The organism is Halioglobus sp. Uisw_031, assembly GCF_047729875.1.
In the GTDB taxonomy this organism is placed as follows: domain Bacteria; phylum Pseudomonadota; class Gammaproteobacteria; order Pseudomonadales; family Halieaceae; genus Marimicrobium.
Window position 1 is genome coordinate 1726558 of the sequence record NZ_CP159826.1, and the last position, 14711, is coordinate 1741268.

General features: G+C 51.3%; 16 protein-coding genes and 1 tRNA gene. 5 read left to right on the top strand and 12 right to left on the bottom strand.

Annotated elements, in window-relative coordinates:
• Window positions 1–170: 170 nt before the first annotated feature.
• On the bottom strand, window positions 171–1886 hold the full coding sequence (locus ABXT62_RS07870; RefSeq protein ID WP_415358048.1) for a right-handed parallel beta-helix repeat-containing protein: 1716 nt from the start codon (window positions 1884–1886) through the stop codon (window positions 171–173).
• A gap of 403 nt (window positions 1887–2289) precedes the next feature.
• Between ABXT62_RS07870 and ABXT62_RS07875 the strand changes: the two genes are divergently transcribed.
• Complete coding sequence (locus tag ABXT62_RS07875; protein ID WP_415358049.1) at window positions 2290–2919, top strand: dUTP diphosphatase; 630 nt, start codon at window positions 2290–2292, stop codon at window positions 2917–2919.
• Between the two features lie 8 nt (window positions 2920–2927).
• Window positions 2928–3815, top strand: coding sequence for a hypothetical protein (locus tag ABXT62_RS07880; protein WP_415358050.1), 888 nt, complete (start codon window positions 2928–2930; stop codon window positions 3813–3815).
• 16 nt (window positions 3816–3831) lie between these two features.
• Here ABXT62_RS07880 and trmA read toward each other — a convergent pair whose 3' ends face one another.
• The 7 genes from trmA to ABXT62_RS07915 form a co-directional block, all read right to left on the bottom strand.
• Entirely contained in the window at window positions 3832–4941 is a 1110-nt protein-coding gene (gene trmA / locus ABXT62_RS07885) for a tRNA (uridine(54)-C5)-methyltransferase TrmA (RefSeq protein WP_415358051.1), read from the bottom strand.
• Window positions 4941–5957: a glycosyl transferase family protein gene (locus ABXT62_RS07890; RefSeq protein ID WP_415358052.1), complete on the bottom strand. Its 1017-nt coding sequence runs from the start codon at window positions 5955–5957 to the stop codon at window positions 4941–4943. The genes trmA and ABXT62_RS07890 overlap by 1 nt, the downstream gene beginning before the upstream one ends.
• A 9-nt stretch (window positions 5958–5966) precedes the next feature.
• Entirely contained in the window at window positions 5967–6284 is a 318-nt protein-coding gene (locus tag ABXT62_RS07895; RefSeq protein ID WP_415358053.1) for a TusE/DsrC/DsvC family sulfur relay protein, read from the bottom strand.
• 5 nt (window positions 6285–6289) lie between these two features.
• Entirely contained in the window at window positions 6290–6580 is a 291-nt protein-coding gene (gene tusB / locus ABXT62_RS07900; RefSeq protein WP_415358054.1) for a sulfurtransferase complex subunit TusB, read from the bottom strand.
• A gap of 2 nt (window positions 6581–6582) precedes the next feature.
• Window positions 6583–6954 (bottom strand): sulfurtransferase complex subunit TusC, encoded by a 372-nt coding sequence (tusC, locus tag ABXT62_RS07905; protein WP_415358055.1) that lies wholly within the window; start codon window positions 6952–6954, stop codon window positions 6583–6585.
• 2 nt (window positions 6955–6956) lie between these two features.
• The gene (gene tusD, locus ABXT62_RS07910) at window positions 6957–7349 is read right to left on the bottom strand and encodes a sulfurtransferase complex subunit TusD (protein ID WP_415358056.1); all 393 of its coding nucleotides are present in this window, start codon (window positions 7347–7349) and stop codon (window positions 6957–6959) included.
• A gap of 66 nt (window positions 7350–7415) precedes the next feature.
• Window positions 7416–8090: a Bax inhibitor-1/YccA family protein gene (locus ABXT62_RS07915; RefSeq protein WP_415358057.1), complete on the bottom strand. Its 675-nt coding sequence runs from the start codon at window positions 8088–8090 to the stop codon at window positions 7416–7418.
• Window positions 8091–8414: 324 nt separating this feature from the next.
• On the opposite strand from ABXT62_RS07915, the gene ABXT62_RS07920 reads away from it, so the two are divergent.
• Window positions 8415–8660 carry a hypothetical protein gene (locus tag ABXT62_RS07920; RefSeq protein WP_415358058.1) on the top strand — a complete coding sequence of 82 codons (246 nt, stop codon included), beginning with the start codon at window positions 8415–8417 and terminating at the stop codon, window positions 8658–8660.
• Window positions 8661–8699: 39 nt separating this feature from the next.
• Here ABXT62_RS07920 and ABXT62_RS07925 read toward each other — a convergent pair whose 3' ends face one another.
• Together ABXT62_RS07925 and ABXT62_RS07930 are read right to left on the bottom strand one after the other, a co-directional pair.
• Window positions 8700–9941, bottom strand: a complete 1242-nt coding sequence (locus ABXT62_RS07925) for an MFS transporter (protein ID WP_415358059.1) — start codon at window positions 9939–9941, stop codon at window positions 8700–8702.
• A 56-nt stretch (window positions 9942–9997) separates the two neighbouring features.
• Complete coding sequence (locus ABXT62_RS07930; protein ID WP_415358060.1) at window positions 9998–10888, bottom strand: SMP-30/gluconolactonase/LRE family protein; 891 nt, start codon at window positions 10886–10888, stop codon at window positions 9998–10000.
• A 241-nt stretch (window positions 10889–11129) separates the two neighbouring features.
• On the opposite strand from ABXT62_RS07930, the gene ABXT62_RS07935 reads away from it, so the two are divergent.
• Together ABXT62_RS07935 and ABXT62_RS07940 are read left to right on the top strand one after the other, a co-directional pair.
• On the top strand, window positions 11130–12137 hold the full coding sequence (locus ABXT62_RS07935; RefSeq protein ID WP_415358061.1) for a zinc-dependent alcohol dehydrogenase family protein: 1008 nt from the start codon (window positions 11130–11132) through the stop codon (window positions 12135–12137).
• Window positions 12138–12368: 231 nt separating this feature from the next.
• Window positions 12369–12743, top strand: coding sequence for a nuclear transport factor 2 family protein (locus tag ABXT62_RS07940; protein WP_415358062.1), 375 nt, complete (start codon window positions 12369–12371; stop codon window positions 12741–12743).
• A 341-nt stretch (window positions 12744–13084) separates the two neighbouring features.
• Here ABXT62_RS07940 and ABXT62_RS07945 read toward each other — a convergent pair whose 3' ends face one another.
• A complete protein-coding gene (locus tag ABXT62_RS07945; protein WP_415358063.1) occupies window positions 13085–14389 on the bottom strand; it encodes a ribonuclease J in 1305 nt (434 codons plus the stop codon).
• Window positions 14390–14604: 215 nt separating this feature from the next.
• Window positions 14605–14694, bottom strand: a tRNA-Ser gene (locus tag ABXT62_RS07950).
• Window positions 14695–14711: the final 17 nt, after the last annotated feature.

Genomic DNA, 14711 nt, shown 5'->3' on the forward strand with positions numbered 1-14711 from the left:
GTGACTGCGCTCATGGAATTTCAACCCCGGGGGTAGTTAGAGGGGTTTGTTTCGGGGTAATTCGCCGCTATCGTGCGCTTCGAATCACAGTAACTGAACATTAAGAAGAAGAGCCTTCTCCGGTGTGTCCGGTCCCAACATCATGTCTCCATCCCCGTACTGCATGCGTCCTAGCATCCAGGGGGTAGTGGTATAACGGCGCTCTTCACCGGTACGATCTCACGCTCCAGCAAGGTGGCGCTAGGCTCCCAGCGCTTGTGCTGTTCAGGGATCAGATCCAAATTACATTTGTTGGTGTTCATTGTCTGGTCTAGGCTCGCAAATACGCCGTCAGCACTGGAATTGTCGCTCGAGTTGCGTCCATAGTGTTGGTTGTACTCTTGGAACGTATGCCGGTCTCGTTCAGTGGTATAAATTGATCTGGCGTTCTGAACAGGCGTACTCCAAGCGTTAGAATAAAAGTACACATCAGTGGCAACAGGATTGCTGTCTTGAAGGTATCTGAGTAGAAGCGGGTCATGGTCAGATTCAGACAGAATGTGGTTGTTTGTAAAATCGATCGATGACGAATTATGCGCTATATCGATTAGCGAGCCACGGCGATCTTGACCCTGGTACACAATATTACCTTCAAAATTGACGTCCTGCGCGTCGCTAAAAACGACTTGATGTTTTATGCTATCAAGTATGCAGCTGTTGGCGATTGAAACATCCTGAGCATCGCTAACCAATATGCCTGCATACCGGCCATCATCTACGCTAAGGTGATTCGCCACTACAATATTGGTGACGCCATGTCCCAATACGATCCCAGAATCCCCATTACCGTAAGTCGTGTTGCTCAATAAAGTAATATCACTGCCAGAGGTGACATCAATGCCTTGCTCTCCACACTGAGACGCCACGTTATTTTCTAGAAGGTGACCCGACCCGATATCATCAAGGCCGCTATTTTTGTGCAACGTTATGCAGTCGTTGTTATGCACTCTCGATACTGTACATCCTCTGATTACCGAATTACGCAATTTGTTTTCGGCGCTACCTTTAAAAACGATGCCGTTGTTTACCGCATCATCGATGACGCAGTTTTCGATAGTGATGTTTTCACCACCCTCAGCAACGATGGCATTTTTGCCAGCGTGTTTAACATCGACGTTGTTAAGAGAAATATTTGTAGATGCTTTTAGGATGCCGACAGCAGTTCCGGCTGAAAACATAAATTGGATGTCTGCGACATTGATGTAATGCCTTGTCGAGATGTTCACTAGAGTTGGGCTGACAACGGCCTCTATATGTAAGCTTTCGATCGCCTCGCCAGCCTTGAGCCTATAGCTTAATGTCTGGTCGGCACTAGAATACTGCCACATGCCGGGCCTGATAATGTCGCTCTCGGCGTTAGCTCTTTGGGAAAGTGATTTCACGCCCCCAAAGTACCACCCCATTTTGTGGGAAGCCCAGAGAGCGGATAGCGTCGGTACATCTGTAAGGGTGAAGATTTCATTGTCTGTTGTGGTCCAGTCCATTGCCCCCCCGGCACTTCGATCGGACCAGTCTATACTGCCAATGACAAATGGCCTTGCGTCTGGGCCGGCGCCAGAAATAGTGATAACTTGACCGTTCACGCCTGATGCCTTTGGTTTAATCACTTCTCGATACGGGCGTGATGGGCCGTTATCAACTAGGGTCAGTGTATCTTGAGCGACTAAGCGCTCTACAGACCGAGTGAGACTGCGCCAAGGCTGTGTCGCTCCGCCATTGCTCGCATCACGGCCATTGACGTTATCGACGTAATAATCAGCTGCGTATGCCTGGCTAACCGCTATCAGCATGTAGCTACATAGTGATGAAAGGATCAGGCGTGAAGCTCGGCGGGGTCTGCGCAACATATATTATCTCCTTGATGGTCTTCTCTTTGGAAGATCCATAACGTCGTTATATGTTATGCATTATCCGCATATCATTTATAAAATATAATTGTTTTTTGTTATACCTTGATATGCTGATTTAGATATATCTCTCGAGCGCTTCATGCCGACTGTACAAGGTGACAGAGGCCAGACATGACAGTATTCATGGAGTCCTGGCGATCTAAGTGTGGGGCTCTAGCGTTAGGCTGTGTTGGCCACAACAGACACCCCCAAGGCGATCAGCGGCCTGTAAGGCACAGCAGCTATGCGATGTGGGTAGTGGGCAACGCCACAGACTGTGCCAGCAATGGCTATTTTTTGTGCTGATTCGCTGCTATCCTCCGCCTCGAATGACAGCACACTAGCCATTAGAGGTGGAAGCTTGAGACAGGCACTGATCAATATGTTGACCCTGCAGGACAAGATGAATTCGCGTGTCCATGAGCAGTGGATCGTGCAGGATTTCCAGTGGTACAGGGCAATATGGATTGAGTGTGGTGAACTTATTGAACATTTTGGCTATAAATGGTGGAAAAAGCAGGAAACAGACCTCGAGCAGGTTCGTCTGGAAGTGATCGACATCTGGCATTTTGGGATGTCTGCGCTATTTCAAGGCGATAAAGACATTGAACAAATCGCCGACGAAATTGAAGCGGAGTGGGCTTCCTTTGAAGCGGCTGATCTTGGTGTGCAACAGGCAACAGAAGAACTGGCGCTGCACTCCCTTCAGACAAAAGGGTTTTCTCCCTCACGGTTTTGGGAGTTGATGCTGTCTGCCGGTCTAGATTTCGACAGCCTTTATAGCGCGTATGTTGGCAAGAATGTGCTTAATTTTTTTCGGCAGGACAACGGCTATAAAGACGGCAGTTATGTTAAAAACTGGGCGGGGAAAGAAGACAATGAGCACCTGGTTGAACTGGTAGCGCCATTGGACCAAAACGCTGTCGATTTTTCTGACCAAGTTTATCGTGCACTGGCGTCTCGCTATCAGGAATTGGTTCCACTGGCCTAGGTATGGCAATGGAGGAAGATAAGCTTTCCACAACAGCGCTTGCCAGAAAGCTGGATCTCCCTGTGCAACAACTGTTTGCGGTATTGAAGGACTACGGTTGGATACAGCGTTCCAGCGATAGCTGGGTGCTAACCCCGAAGGGGGAGTTCGAGGGTGGTACCTACCATTCGAGTCGGCGCTACGGCTCTTATATCGTATGGCCCGAGCAGTTGGAACAGCATCCACTGCTGCAAGCGATAGAATCCAATCAACGCATTACCGCGGCTTCTATGTGCAGCTACTACCCGCACCTTCATGCAAGGCAAATTAATCGGGCTCTTGCTGAACTGGGTTTGCAGCAGCACAGCATGCTGGGCTGGGAATTGACGCGTCTGGGAAAGTCTCTGGGTGGATTGCAGGAGGAGAGCAGTAGCAGTGGTGCATTCTACGCCACATGGCCGCATGAAATTGTCGATAATCCTATCGTCCACCGTGAGCTCAGCCTGCAATCAGGGCAAATGCCTAGCACACGGTTATTGAGTGATGCCGCGCCTGATCTTTTTGCGGGTTCAACTACGGCTCCAGAGGCTTGCCGTGGTGTTGACGGGCATAGCCTGCGATCGACGCTGCAGACGAGAGTGTGTAACTGGCTGTATTTGGCCCAGTTGGCACATGCCTACCGTCGTGCTTTGCCAATAGAGGAACTGGTCTACGCTGATTTTTATGTGCCGGTGGGGAGCGTTTACATAGATTGTTGGGAAGAGGAATTAACGCCAGGTGAGATGTCCGGGAAATTTCGTAAGCGTGAGATATACCGTGAGCTCAATCTGCATTCCTTAGAAATCAACGCTGCCGATGGCGATAGGCTGGATGAGGTGCTCGGTCGTGGACTTTTGGGTTTCGGCGTTCGTTGTTAGGCGCTTGCCCGCGCGGTTAGTTTTTTTGCAGTAATACGCCGCACTCCATGTGATCTGTATAGGGAAACTGGTCAAACAACGCAAACTGTTTGATGTGGTGGCTGGTGCACAGAGATTGCAGGTTTTGCACCAGGGTGTGGGGGTTGCAAGAAATGTAGAAAATGGTGTCAAAGCGTCCGGCCATGCTGACGGTTTGCTCATCCAGTCCTGCCCGTGGAGGGTCGATGAATAGCGTGCTCAGGTCGAATTCGCTCAACGGTTTTGGCATTTCACTCAGCCTGCGGAAAGGGCGTTCATTGTTCATTGCCTGAGTGACCTCCGCGGCGGAGAGGCGAACGAGATGCACATTTTGGATGCTATTTTCCTCTAGATTAGCCCGCGCAGCTCGGATGGAGACTTTGGATAATTCTGTGGCGATAATATGGTCAAAATAGCGCGATAGCGGCAGGGTAAAATTTCCATTACCACAATAGAGCTCTAGCAAATCCCCCTGCATAGCCGCGGCCTGTTGGCAGGCCCATTCGATCATCCGAATATTGACATGACCGTTGGGTTGGCTGAATGACTGCTCATACTGTCGATAACAGTAATCAGTTCCCAGTATGGGCAAAACCTCCCGAATGAAGTCTTCGCCAATCACCAGTTTTTGTTTGCGACTGCGTCCGATAACAGAGACGGGGTCACTGTCAGATTGCAAGTCACGTGCCAATTGTCGCGCCGCGCTTTCCCACGTCTGGTCCAACTTTCGATGGTAGATCAGGGTTAACAGTACATCTCCAGATAGCGAGACTAGAAACTCAACTTGAAAGAGTTTGTGGCGTAGAGTGTGGTTGGCGATCAGCTTTTCTCGAAGGAGGGGCATTAAATATTGGATGCGGGCGTCCGCGATGACAAAGTCCGTGACGACCACCGGTGTTCTAGGGTCTTCTCGTCTAAACATAACGTAATTGATGCTGTCATCGTCGTGCCACATCCTAAATTCAGCACGAAGCCGAAACCCTACAGGGGGTGAAGAATACACCTGAGGCTCAGGCGGTGAAAAAGGCGCCATGAGTTCACACACAGTCTCCACTTTCTTCTGTAGCAGAGCACAATAGTCTTGCGGCTGGACCCGTGACAACGGCATCAGGGCAGCCCCGCGGTATCACGATTTTGCCAAAGTTCGGTTGCCTGTAATTGAGCCGCCTCTAGGTTAATGTCAGGGCAGAGCACGACTAGAGCCGCGGCCGTGGTGGCAAGGGTTGCGTTTAAACCGTATTGGTTATGCACACTGTCGCGCCATAGTGCCTTGATAGACTCAACATCTGGCGTCACGACAGACTCGATGCGTTTCGCAATCGACCGGGGCAACAACATCTCTTGTACCTGTTGATTATGTAACAGGTATAGTCGTGTGTCGGCCTGTGGTTTGACCTCTATCTCCCCACTGTCACCCTTGAAAACCATAGAGCGTGGCTGTTCGAGAAGGCGGTCTGCTTCCTGGTGCAATCGAGCATAAGCCGGGTGGAAAATACTCTGCACGCTGGCGCGGGCGTTCAGTGGATTAATCATGCGGCTCAGGGTGTTGACCGGAGAACGCAGTCCCAGCAACGATCGTAATTGCATGAGCTCCTCTAGTGGGCAACAGAAATGCTCCAACGATAAATAGGACAGATTGCTGGCGTCGAGTTGTTGCCCGACTTCTGTCCAGTTTGATGCAATAGGCAGTCCCAGTTGTCGCATAGCGTCTTCGGTATAGAGCCTACCGGGAGTGTGCCCCGCCGATCCGTGAATGAACACGCGATGTCCGGCTTGCGCCAGCAATAGCAGCGACAGGATAAACCAGGGATGCTGGTGTTTTTTCCCCGCGTAGCTGGACCAGTCTAAGTCAGCTTTTAACGTCTGGGGTGGTATTTTCATGTGCGCGCGGCAGGCTTGAACGAAACCGGCGAGCTCGTCGGGGCTTTCCTCTTTTACTCGCAGCAGCATTAAAAACGCACCAATTTGTAATGGCTCAACTTCGCCGCGCAGGATCATTCCAAATGCCTGTTGTGCTTCACCCTGATTCAGCGAGCGGGTGCCGGTCTTGCCTTTACCCAGAGTTCGAATGAAAGGGGCGAAAGCATGTTCTGCGGCAGACGAAGAACTGTTGCGGTTACTCACAGGGTACATTCACAGACAGTTGTCGGGTTTGGGTAAGCCCGATATTTTACTGCCAAGCTTGGCCGGCGATCCGGGGAACAAGGACATGAGGTATATACTTTTCCCCTTGTCCGCCCCAAGATTTAACGCGCAATATTTTACCAGTGCCCGCATGGCAGGGGAACTGTCGTACTCACGATAATAATCTCTAAGCAGGCTAATGACCTCCCAGTGAGCAGAGTTAAGTTGAAGGTTTTCAGACGCAGCAATCTGCGCCGCCACATCAGGGTTCCAGTCGTTTAGATCACAAAGAAAGCCTTCTTTATCGAAAGCATTGGCGCAGAGCATAAGCGTTAATACCAGGCCTGTTGTCGTGGAAATGTTTCAGTGAGCGCCACCAGTCCATCCATATCGATGCGGCTAACGGCTGCCGCAAGATTCGTCACTCCCGCAGCGAGGGCATCGGCAGCCATAACATATAGCCTTGCATCCGTGTCCTGAAGTGCTTTGCTCGCATCAGTATCCGCGAGAGCGGCATAGACTCCGTCACCCATTAAGACCAGAGCATCGTCTTTTGCAATAATGTTCACACAGTCCATAAATGCGATGCTCGAAGGTGACGCATTCAGCGTATGTAGAATCATGGTCAAAATCCGAGGAGGTGGTCGTAGCCGACCATGAGTTGGCGTATTTCATGATCGTCCAGTTGGCGAGTGTGCAGGGGAGCCTTTGAAAGATCCATGTTGTAGCGTGCGGCGGCTTGCGCATCGACATACACATGGTCGATGTCATAAAGGGGCAGGGAAGCGAGCTGGCGGCCCATATTCTTCATCCCTAATGAGGTGCTGTCTTGATCTGGCTGTAATTGCAGGACGCCATCCCCGATAAAAAGCAGATCGACTGTCTGATCAAATGCGGCACTCGCAAGTGCGGCATCCAGTGCGGCTTTCGCTAGGCCGGAGCCATAGGGACTGTGCCGTAGCACTATCAATACTGTTTTTTTAGGGGCCGCGGTCACGTTCAGCCTCCAAAGGTGATCAAGCGATCAGAGCTTGCACAGGCATCAACAAGCTGGCCCAAGCCCGATACGGTGAATAGTGGGTTGATGGTGGCGCAGCGGCGCTCATGGCGATCTGCCTCCACCTGGTCCAGCATGCCGTGCTTCAGCGCAGAGGTAATACAGATCGCCAGATCTACACCATGTTGGTCAGCTAGCTCGCTCCAGCCTTTCAGCGAGGTATCCTCGTCCTGTGCGGACACACTACTCGCGGCGCTCGCGAGGGTACCTGCGTCAAGGAAAAAGATGCGATGAATAGTGTGTCCCCGCGCTATGACACAGTGTGCGAACTCCGCCGCACTGCGCGAACAATGACCGGAAAAGGGCGATGACAATACCAATAACGAATAAATCACGTTCTGCACCCTCTACAAACAAAAAACCCCGGCATGTACCGGGGTTTGTTTATAGGACGTTTGCGACTAGTCGTCACCGCCGAACGCTGTCAGCAGGTGCAGTAGATGGATAAACAGGTTGTAAATATCCAGATACAGAGACACTGTCGCCCGGATATAGTTCGTTTCGCCGCCGTTGATGATACGGCTGGTATCAAACAGTATGAGCCCGGACATAATTAGGACGACTGCTGCAGAGATAGTCAAAGACAGTGCCGGAATGTTCAGGAAAATATTGGCAATCATCGCCACTACAGCAACAAGCAGGCCAACCATAAGAAATCCACCCATATAGGAGAAATCCTTGCGGGTGGTGAGAGCGTAAGCCGACAAACCAAAAAACACCACGGCGGTGCTACCCAGCGCCTGCATCACCAGTGCGGGACCTCCGGGCATAGCAAGGTAGTAGTTGAGCATTGGGCCAATAGACGCCCCCATTACACCGGTAAAGGCAAAAATGGCAACGATGCCTTTGCTGGTATCAGCAGTTCGGTTTACCACGAAAAGCAGTCCAAAACCGACCAGCATAAGGATGAGCGCGGCGCCCTGAGGGAGTCCCATTGCCATCGAAATACCTGCCGTAGCGGCGCTGAACAGTAGGGTCATACCCAACAGCATATAAGTATTTTTGAGCACCTTGTTTGTACTCAGGGCGGATTCAATTCCCAATGAACCGGCGTTGTATAATCCCTTGTCTTGCATAACGTACTCCCAAATGTTGCGCACGGACGGTGCGATGTTTCCTTACATAGATAATAAGGGCGACAGGGCTAAAATCCAAGTGAAATAGGTCCAAATTCGCAACGATTCTCATCTGCCCCGGGTGGCGCAAGGACGCGCACTCTCGCCCTGAAACCTGTGCCCTCGTCATTTTTTAGCCTGCTACTCGTCGCAGGTCCCCACAACAAAGCCCTTCGCAGGCAAGAATCGGGGCATAAATGACGCTAATGTGGGTTCAAGATGCCGTTTTAACACCGCTAAACAACGTGACGTCAGACGTTTTGGTGAAACAAGGAACTGGTGACTATGGACAGAAAAGACAATATGCCCCTGTGGGTATTTCTGGGCCTACTCAATCTGGAAACCAGAAAAGCAGCGCTCTTTCTCGTCAGGTGCACGCTTGTCTTTGGACTTGTATTTCTGCCCATGCCTTACCTACTGGATGACTGGAACTGGATGGACGTCGTTAACTGGAGCGGAATGATGTTCGTCATCACGTTATGGTATTGGTTGTCTATACGCTGGGTAGACAAGCACTCATCCTGGAATTAGTGAGCAGCGTCTATTGCTAATGAGTTGATGCTCCTCTGTTTAGGGTCTGCGGATATTGGGGGCGGCAGCGTTGGCGCTTTTGGGTCGCGCAAAAAGCAGAAGCCCCAGCGCCCCGGACCCGACGGTCCCGGACAGCATGAGGAAAGCGATATCGAATGACGCGGTAGCATCCGTGAGCCATCCGATCAGGAACGGAGTCAGAACTCCAGAGGCAGAGAAGAAGGTCACAATAATCCCGGTTGCCGCACCTGCTGATTTCGAAAACAGGTCGGTGCAGATTGAGTAGTAGAGGCCGTTTGCTGACATTGAGAAGCCGATCCCCAGGGTCAGCCAAAAGACAGCCCAATCGCTGGAGGTGACCGATGCCAGCGGAATAAAGGATGCCGCGGCGAGAAGTTGCAGGATCCATGTTGGGTGGATACGGGCTCGGCGGATATCGCCGCTGGCACTAAATAAGCGGTCGGAGAGGGTGCCGATGAGCACCATTCCGACGATTGAAAATGCCCAGGGCATGGTGGTAAACCAACCGATGGCTGTCAGCTTCAAATCAAACTCGTGTTCGAAATAACCCGGAATCCATGTGACGCCAAAGAACAGGATCGCTCCGAAGCCAAAGAAGGACCAGGCAGTGGCAAGAAGGGTTGGGTTTCGCAGGACGGCGGCATATTCTGCCAGCGTGGGCGCGGCGGGGGTCTGAGTTTTTGGAGGTTCTCGGTAGAGAAGAAGCCACGTAACCATTAGCGCGAAACCCGCTATACCGAGCGCCATAAAAGTTTCTCGCCAGCCGAAGCGTTCAATAAGCAAACTGAAGAGCGGGCCACCGATGAGGAGGGCGACGGGAACACCTAGTAGGGCGAAAGAAGTGGCCCGGGTCGTTTCCCCCCGCGGCACCCAATCGGCTATCGCTCGGTTCATTGCGGGAAAGTTGACACCCTCGCCGATACCTAAAACGACACGAAAGGCAAGAAATAGCCACCAGTAGTGAACCCATCCCATCAGGAACATCGTCATGGACCAAAGGATAAGGCCTAAGGTCCAGATGCGTCGCGCACCGTAGCGATCTAGCAACACCCCAGAGATGCCGTTGACCGCGAGCGCTCCGGCGGCAAAAAAACTCATAGCGAGACCGAAGTCAGCATTGTCGATCCCGAAGTCTCTTTGGATCGGCCCGATCGCATAGGAAATCACCACCCTGTCGAGATAGTTGACCAGTCCCAGCGCAAAGGCCAGACCAATCACTAGCCTTACTGTCCCAGCCGACTTTTCGTGTCCGTTTGTCATAACTTAGTACTCACAGATTGCTTCGTAGCGTCTGGCACAGCGAAGGCATGTTGCAGCTAGCCAAAGCGGTGCTCAAGCAAGCCCGAAACACCTGGCTTAATTGCGAACAGACCACCTTCTTGGGGATTAGCTCTTAGGTATTCGTGGTCAATCGTGAAGCGCGCCGAAGTAATATAAAGCGTGCTCAGGTCTTCTCCGCCAAACGTACAACTTGTCGGACAACTGCAGGGGAGTTCAATGACCTGGTCTACTTTGCCTTCAGGATCAATACGCATGATGCATCCGCCACCCGCAACTCGGCAATTCCAAATGTATCCGTCTGCGTCCATAGCAGAACCATCGGGTAACCCGCGTTCAAACCCTGAGACGATTTTGCGCCGGTCGGTAAGTTGCGTGGTTGCCGGATCGATATCATAACGATAGAGCTCGTTCTTAAGTGTGTCGGCGGTAATTAAGTGCCCAGTATTTGTCCAAATTAGAGTATTCGTGATTCCAAAGAGGTCTTCGCTGATCGAGTTAACGCTGCCATCGGCTTTGCAGCGGTATAACCGGCCTGTGTTTTTGGTGATCTCCACCGGGTTACCGTCGGCGGCGAAGTTGTTTTGCATCGTACCAACCCAAAACGCACCATCTGGACCAATAACACCTTCATTCAAGCGATTTTCCGATAGTTCTGGTTCGACAGTAGCAAGTGGATAGAATTGGTTATCATAGTTCCATAGACATATCTTTTTCGTGAAGGCCACAACCGCGCCGCCATCCCTCCTGAGTCCCAATGATGTAGCAAAATCGTCCGTCTCCCAGCGCTGATGATCAAAGGTTTTTGGGTCAAGGGCATGAATGAATTTCCCGATAATATCAACCCACAGTAAGCGTTTTCTGTCATCATCCCAAATTAGACTTTCACCTACTACATTTGCAGCCGCAAAAATTAAGTCGGCGGTCATATTGGCCTCCATCCGCTTTTTTGTTGTGAACTTCTCACCGTTGGTGGCATATTAAAGGAGAGCAAGTGAAAAGGATATGCAGGTGCAGCACAGAAATTGAAAATCATTTGGGCGAGCAACCGCTGTAAAAATCGCGTAAGCTCTCCAACCATTGGCTTTAAACTCAGCTGAACATGGTGTTCGGATAACGTCGGATGCAGTAGGGTATTAATGTGTATTCACCGTAAGTAAGGAGATAGTTGTGCGCGCAATTAAATTGAAAAAACCAGGTGGTCTCGACAAGCTGGAAATAGCGAATGTAGACGTTATTGAGCCAACAGCGGGCGAGATCCGTATCCGCAATCATGCGAGCTCATTGAATTTTCATGACTATGTCGTTGCCATTGGCCTGCTGCCAGTTGATGACGGACGCATTCCCATGTCGGACGGTGCCGGAATCGTAGAAGCGGTGGGTGCTGGGGTGACGGAGTTCCAGCCTGGTGATCGAGTGATGAGCTGCTTCTTTCCGCATTGGGCTGATGGTCGGGCCGATAATCTCGTTAAAATGAGTGATGTTCCCGGCGACATGATCGATGGATTCGCGTCTGAGGTCGTTACGATGTCCTCTTCGGCGTTCACTCGGATGCCGGACGGCTATAGCTTCGAGCAGGCAGCCACTTTACCGTGTGCTGCGGCGACCGCGTGGCGTGCACTGATGGTCGAGGCAAGGGTAAAGCCTGGCGATACCGTGCTGGTGCAGGGTAGCGGTGGCGTATCTGTGTTCGCTTTGCAGTTTGCCAAGGCTGCAGGCTGCCACGTTATTGCGACGTCTTCATCGCAGGCTAAACTAGAGAGACTAGGCGAGCTTGGGGCAGACCAATTCATCAACTATCGTGAGGTTGAGAAGTGGGGTGACAAGGTGTTGGAGATCACCGGCGGTAAGGGTGCAGACGTTATCGTCGAGGTTGGCGGCTCGGGTACGCTGCCGCAGTCTGTGCGCGCGGTGGCAATGGGCGGGCATATTTCCATGATCGGCGTGCTAACGGGTGTTCAGGGCGACGTGCCTACGGCCGAGTTGTTTCAGAAAAATGCCGTGATTAGCGGCATCACCGTCGGCTCGCGTGCCAACCAAGAAGATATGGTCAGAGCGATCAATGCCACGGGAATTCTGCCTGTCATCGACCGCAGTTTTGCTCTTGAGGATTTGGCTGAGGCGTTCCGGCTACAAGAATCACAGCAGCACTTTGGGAAGATTTGCCTTACCGTCTGATGCGGCATATCTCAATAATCGGTTAGGGTCTAGAGTATTGGCCCTGAAACCGAGTCTGACAACAGAGACCCTGCCACGCGAGTGGGGGTACTCTGAAAATCATAGACAGAAGAAAATATAAGACGCTTTAATCTTTGGTGGCCGTTAATTCGCCGTACAGAAATAGACGTGACGCTTAATTGGCTCGGCTAAAGGTCGGGTTATACGTTTATAAAAAATGAGGATAGATTAATGACTGCATTAAACGACCAGCTTATCGCCAGTGTCATGCAGGCCTATGTTGATGCCATGAGCAGCGATGATGTTGAGAAGGTCCTCGTTCTTTTTTCTGATGATGCAGTGGTTGAAGACCCGGTTGGCAGTGACGCCCATCGCGGTAAAGATGCGCTTCGAGTCTTTTATCAAGCCTCCATCGATAGCGTTGATCACATGGTTCTTGAAGGCAGTGTCCGCGCCCGCGAGAAGTGGGGGGCTGCGGCGATGATAGCAAGCCCCAAAGGGATAGATATGAAAGTAGAAACTCTCGATGTGATGGAGTTCGACGATGAGGGCTTGATTACCCATATGACCGCGTATTGGGGAGACACTAATTTACGGGTCAAATGAGCTGCCTATTGTGATAAACGGCTATCAGCGCAGGGTCGGCTGCTTTTGCTGTGCCGAAGACGACTTACGCACGATATGTCACCGCGGAAGCAGCAGCAGCTCCTACAGCAACACCCGTCCCCACCAGCCCTATCTGGCTACTGGGCATGATGGCAGGACTGCTAACGCTAGTGGCTGTCAGGAGGCTCCGTAAAGCCTGAGCCGTCTCAAGCCCGCCTAGTGCGGGTTTTTTATTGTCTGGGGATACTAAAGGTAAGCATCTGGGCTAGGGGGCATACTGCGCCCCTAGCGGATGGCGCAGAGTCTTTTCAGTGACTAACAGCGGCATTACTTTCCTGCGGCTACTCAACCTTTGCTAAAAGCGCTTCTCGCTTTGAATCATCTAACCAGAGCCGGCCAACTGGCACGCGCGCTTTCAGTTTTTCGCCAGCAACGATGTCAAACACATCACCATTGATCCCGGTCAACTGTACTGGTACGCCACATGACCTTGCTATGTCCGCATTGCATTGCATATGCATAGCCTCGCCATGAACAGGTATCGCAATCCTAGGCTTTACCCAATGATACATCTGCTGTAATTCTTCCTGGCAAGGGTGCCCCGATGCATGAATAGGCCGCGAACTGGTCTCTGAAAGCGTCACCTCAACACCTTTGCTCTCAAGGGCAGCCACCAATCGGCCCACAGCGATCTCGTTGCCAGGAATAGTTTTAGCACTAAAGATCACGTGATCCCCTGCTGCTAAGGTAATGTCCGGATGAGTATCCATTGCCAGTCGCTGCAAAGCAGCTCGCGATTCTCCTTGGCTCCCCGTCGCCACAGCCAATACTTCATTAGGCAGCAGGTAGCCTAGGTTGAAAGAATCGACTACGTTGAAATGGTCTTTTAAGTAACCCGCCATTCTGGCATTCATCACCATGGCCTCTATTGATCGGCCAATCACCCCTATATAGCGCCCTGACACTTCCGCCACATGGCCAAGGGTTTGCAGGCGTGCAACATTGCTAGAAAAACAACCAACCACGACCCGCCCCGTGGAGCCTTTAACGGCTGCTAACAGTCCTGGAAACAATTCTGACTCAGAAGTGGAATGGCCTGCTTGATTGGCGTTGGTCGAGTCACACACTATAGCGTCGATACGATCATGGCCTAGACGTCGATAAATATCCGGTTCAAACGCTCGGCCGACAATAGGCGCGGAATCAATTTTCCAATCTGCTGTGTGCAGCACCCGCCCAGCGGAGGTCTCTATAAGCAGCGCATTAGTTTCTACCGTCGAATGGGTAATGGGAAGCCAAGTAACCTTAAAACCCCCAAGAGTAATTGTCTCGCCCTCCTGAACGGTCACAATAGGTGCATCAATGCCCTTTTGCTGAAGCTTTCGAAGCAATACATTCCGCGTAAACGGCGTTGTGTAAATAGGACATTTTAATTGTGGCCATAGATGAGCGATTGCCCCTATGTGATCTTCGTGAGCATGCGTCGCGATCATTCCAACAAGGGCGTCACTGCGGTTGCTAATAAATATTGGGTCGGGCATTTCGACTCGATTGCCACCACCTGGCTTTGCATCATCCTTTTCGAAAGTGATTCCGCAGTCCACCATCAACCACTGACCGGCATGGCCAAACAAGTTTAAGTTCATCCCGATTTCGCCGCATCCGCCAAGAGGCAAAAATAAAAAGTCTTTCTGGCCTGGGGTCATCGTTCCTCACTCGTCTCGTATTGGCATGAACAGCACCGTGTGGCGTCAGCCACACACTTCGTTGAAATCTGTTGGAGTATCAATTTTGTTTCGAGGGTAGGTTCGGGGGTAGATTATAAAATCAGTCGTAGATCATTGATTTATATAGGCATATTTGGCGGTGGGCTAAGGATTCGAACCTTAGGAGGGGATAAACCCTCAACGGTTTTCAAGACCGCCGCTTTCGACCACTCAGCCAGCCCACCGGAAATTTTCTTCTCTA

Excerpts from the sequence above, each read along its gene's own strand:
- ABXT62_RS07940 (WP_415358062.1), top strand. The coding sequence starts at position 12,369 with ATGACTGCATTAAACGACCAGCTTATCGCCAGTGTCATGCAGGCCTAT.
- ABXT62_RS07895 (WP_415358053.1), bottom strand. The coding sequence starts at position 6,284 with ATGCTCTGCGCCAATGCTTTCGATAAAGAAGGCTTTCTTTGTGATCTA.
- ABXT62_RS07880 (WP_415358050.1), top strand. The coding sequence starts at position 2,928 with ATGGAGGAAGATAAGCTTTCCACAACAGCGCTTGCCAGAAAGCTGGAT.
- ABXT62_RS07945 (WP_415358063.1), bottom strand. The coding sequence starts at position 14,389 with ATGAACTTAAACTTGTTTGGCCATGCCGGTCAGTGGTTGATGGTGGAC.
- ABXT62_RS07920 (WP_415358058.1), top strand. The coding sequence starts at position 8,415 with ATGGACAGAAAAGACAATATGCCCCTGTGGGTATTTCTGGGCCTACTC.
- trmA (WP_415358051.1), bottom strand. The coding sequence starts at position 4,941 with ATGCCGTTGTCACGGGTCCAGCCGCAAGACTATTGTGCTCTGCTACAG.
- ABXT62_RS07870 (WP_415358048.1), bottom strand. The coding sequence starts at position 1,886 with ATGTTGCGCAGACCCCGCCGAGCTTCACGCCTGATCCTTTCATCACTA.
- ABXT62_RS07930 (WP_415358060.1), bottom strand. The coding sequence starts at position 10,888 with ATGACCGCCGACTTAATTTTTGCGGCTGCAAATGTAGTAGGTGAAAGT.
- tusB (WP_415358054.1), bottom strand. The coding sequence starts at position 6,580 with ATGATTCTACATACGCTGAATGCGTCACCTTCGAGCATCGCATTTATG.
- ABXT62_RS07925 (WP_415358059.1), bottom strand. The coding sequence starts at position 9,941 with ATGACAAACGGACACGAAAAGTCGGCTGGGACAGTAAGGCTAGTGATT.
- ABXT62_RS07915 (WP_415358057.1), bottom strand. The coding sequence starts at position 8,090 with ATGCAAGACAAGGGATTATACAACGCCGGTTCATTGGGAATTGAATCC.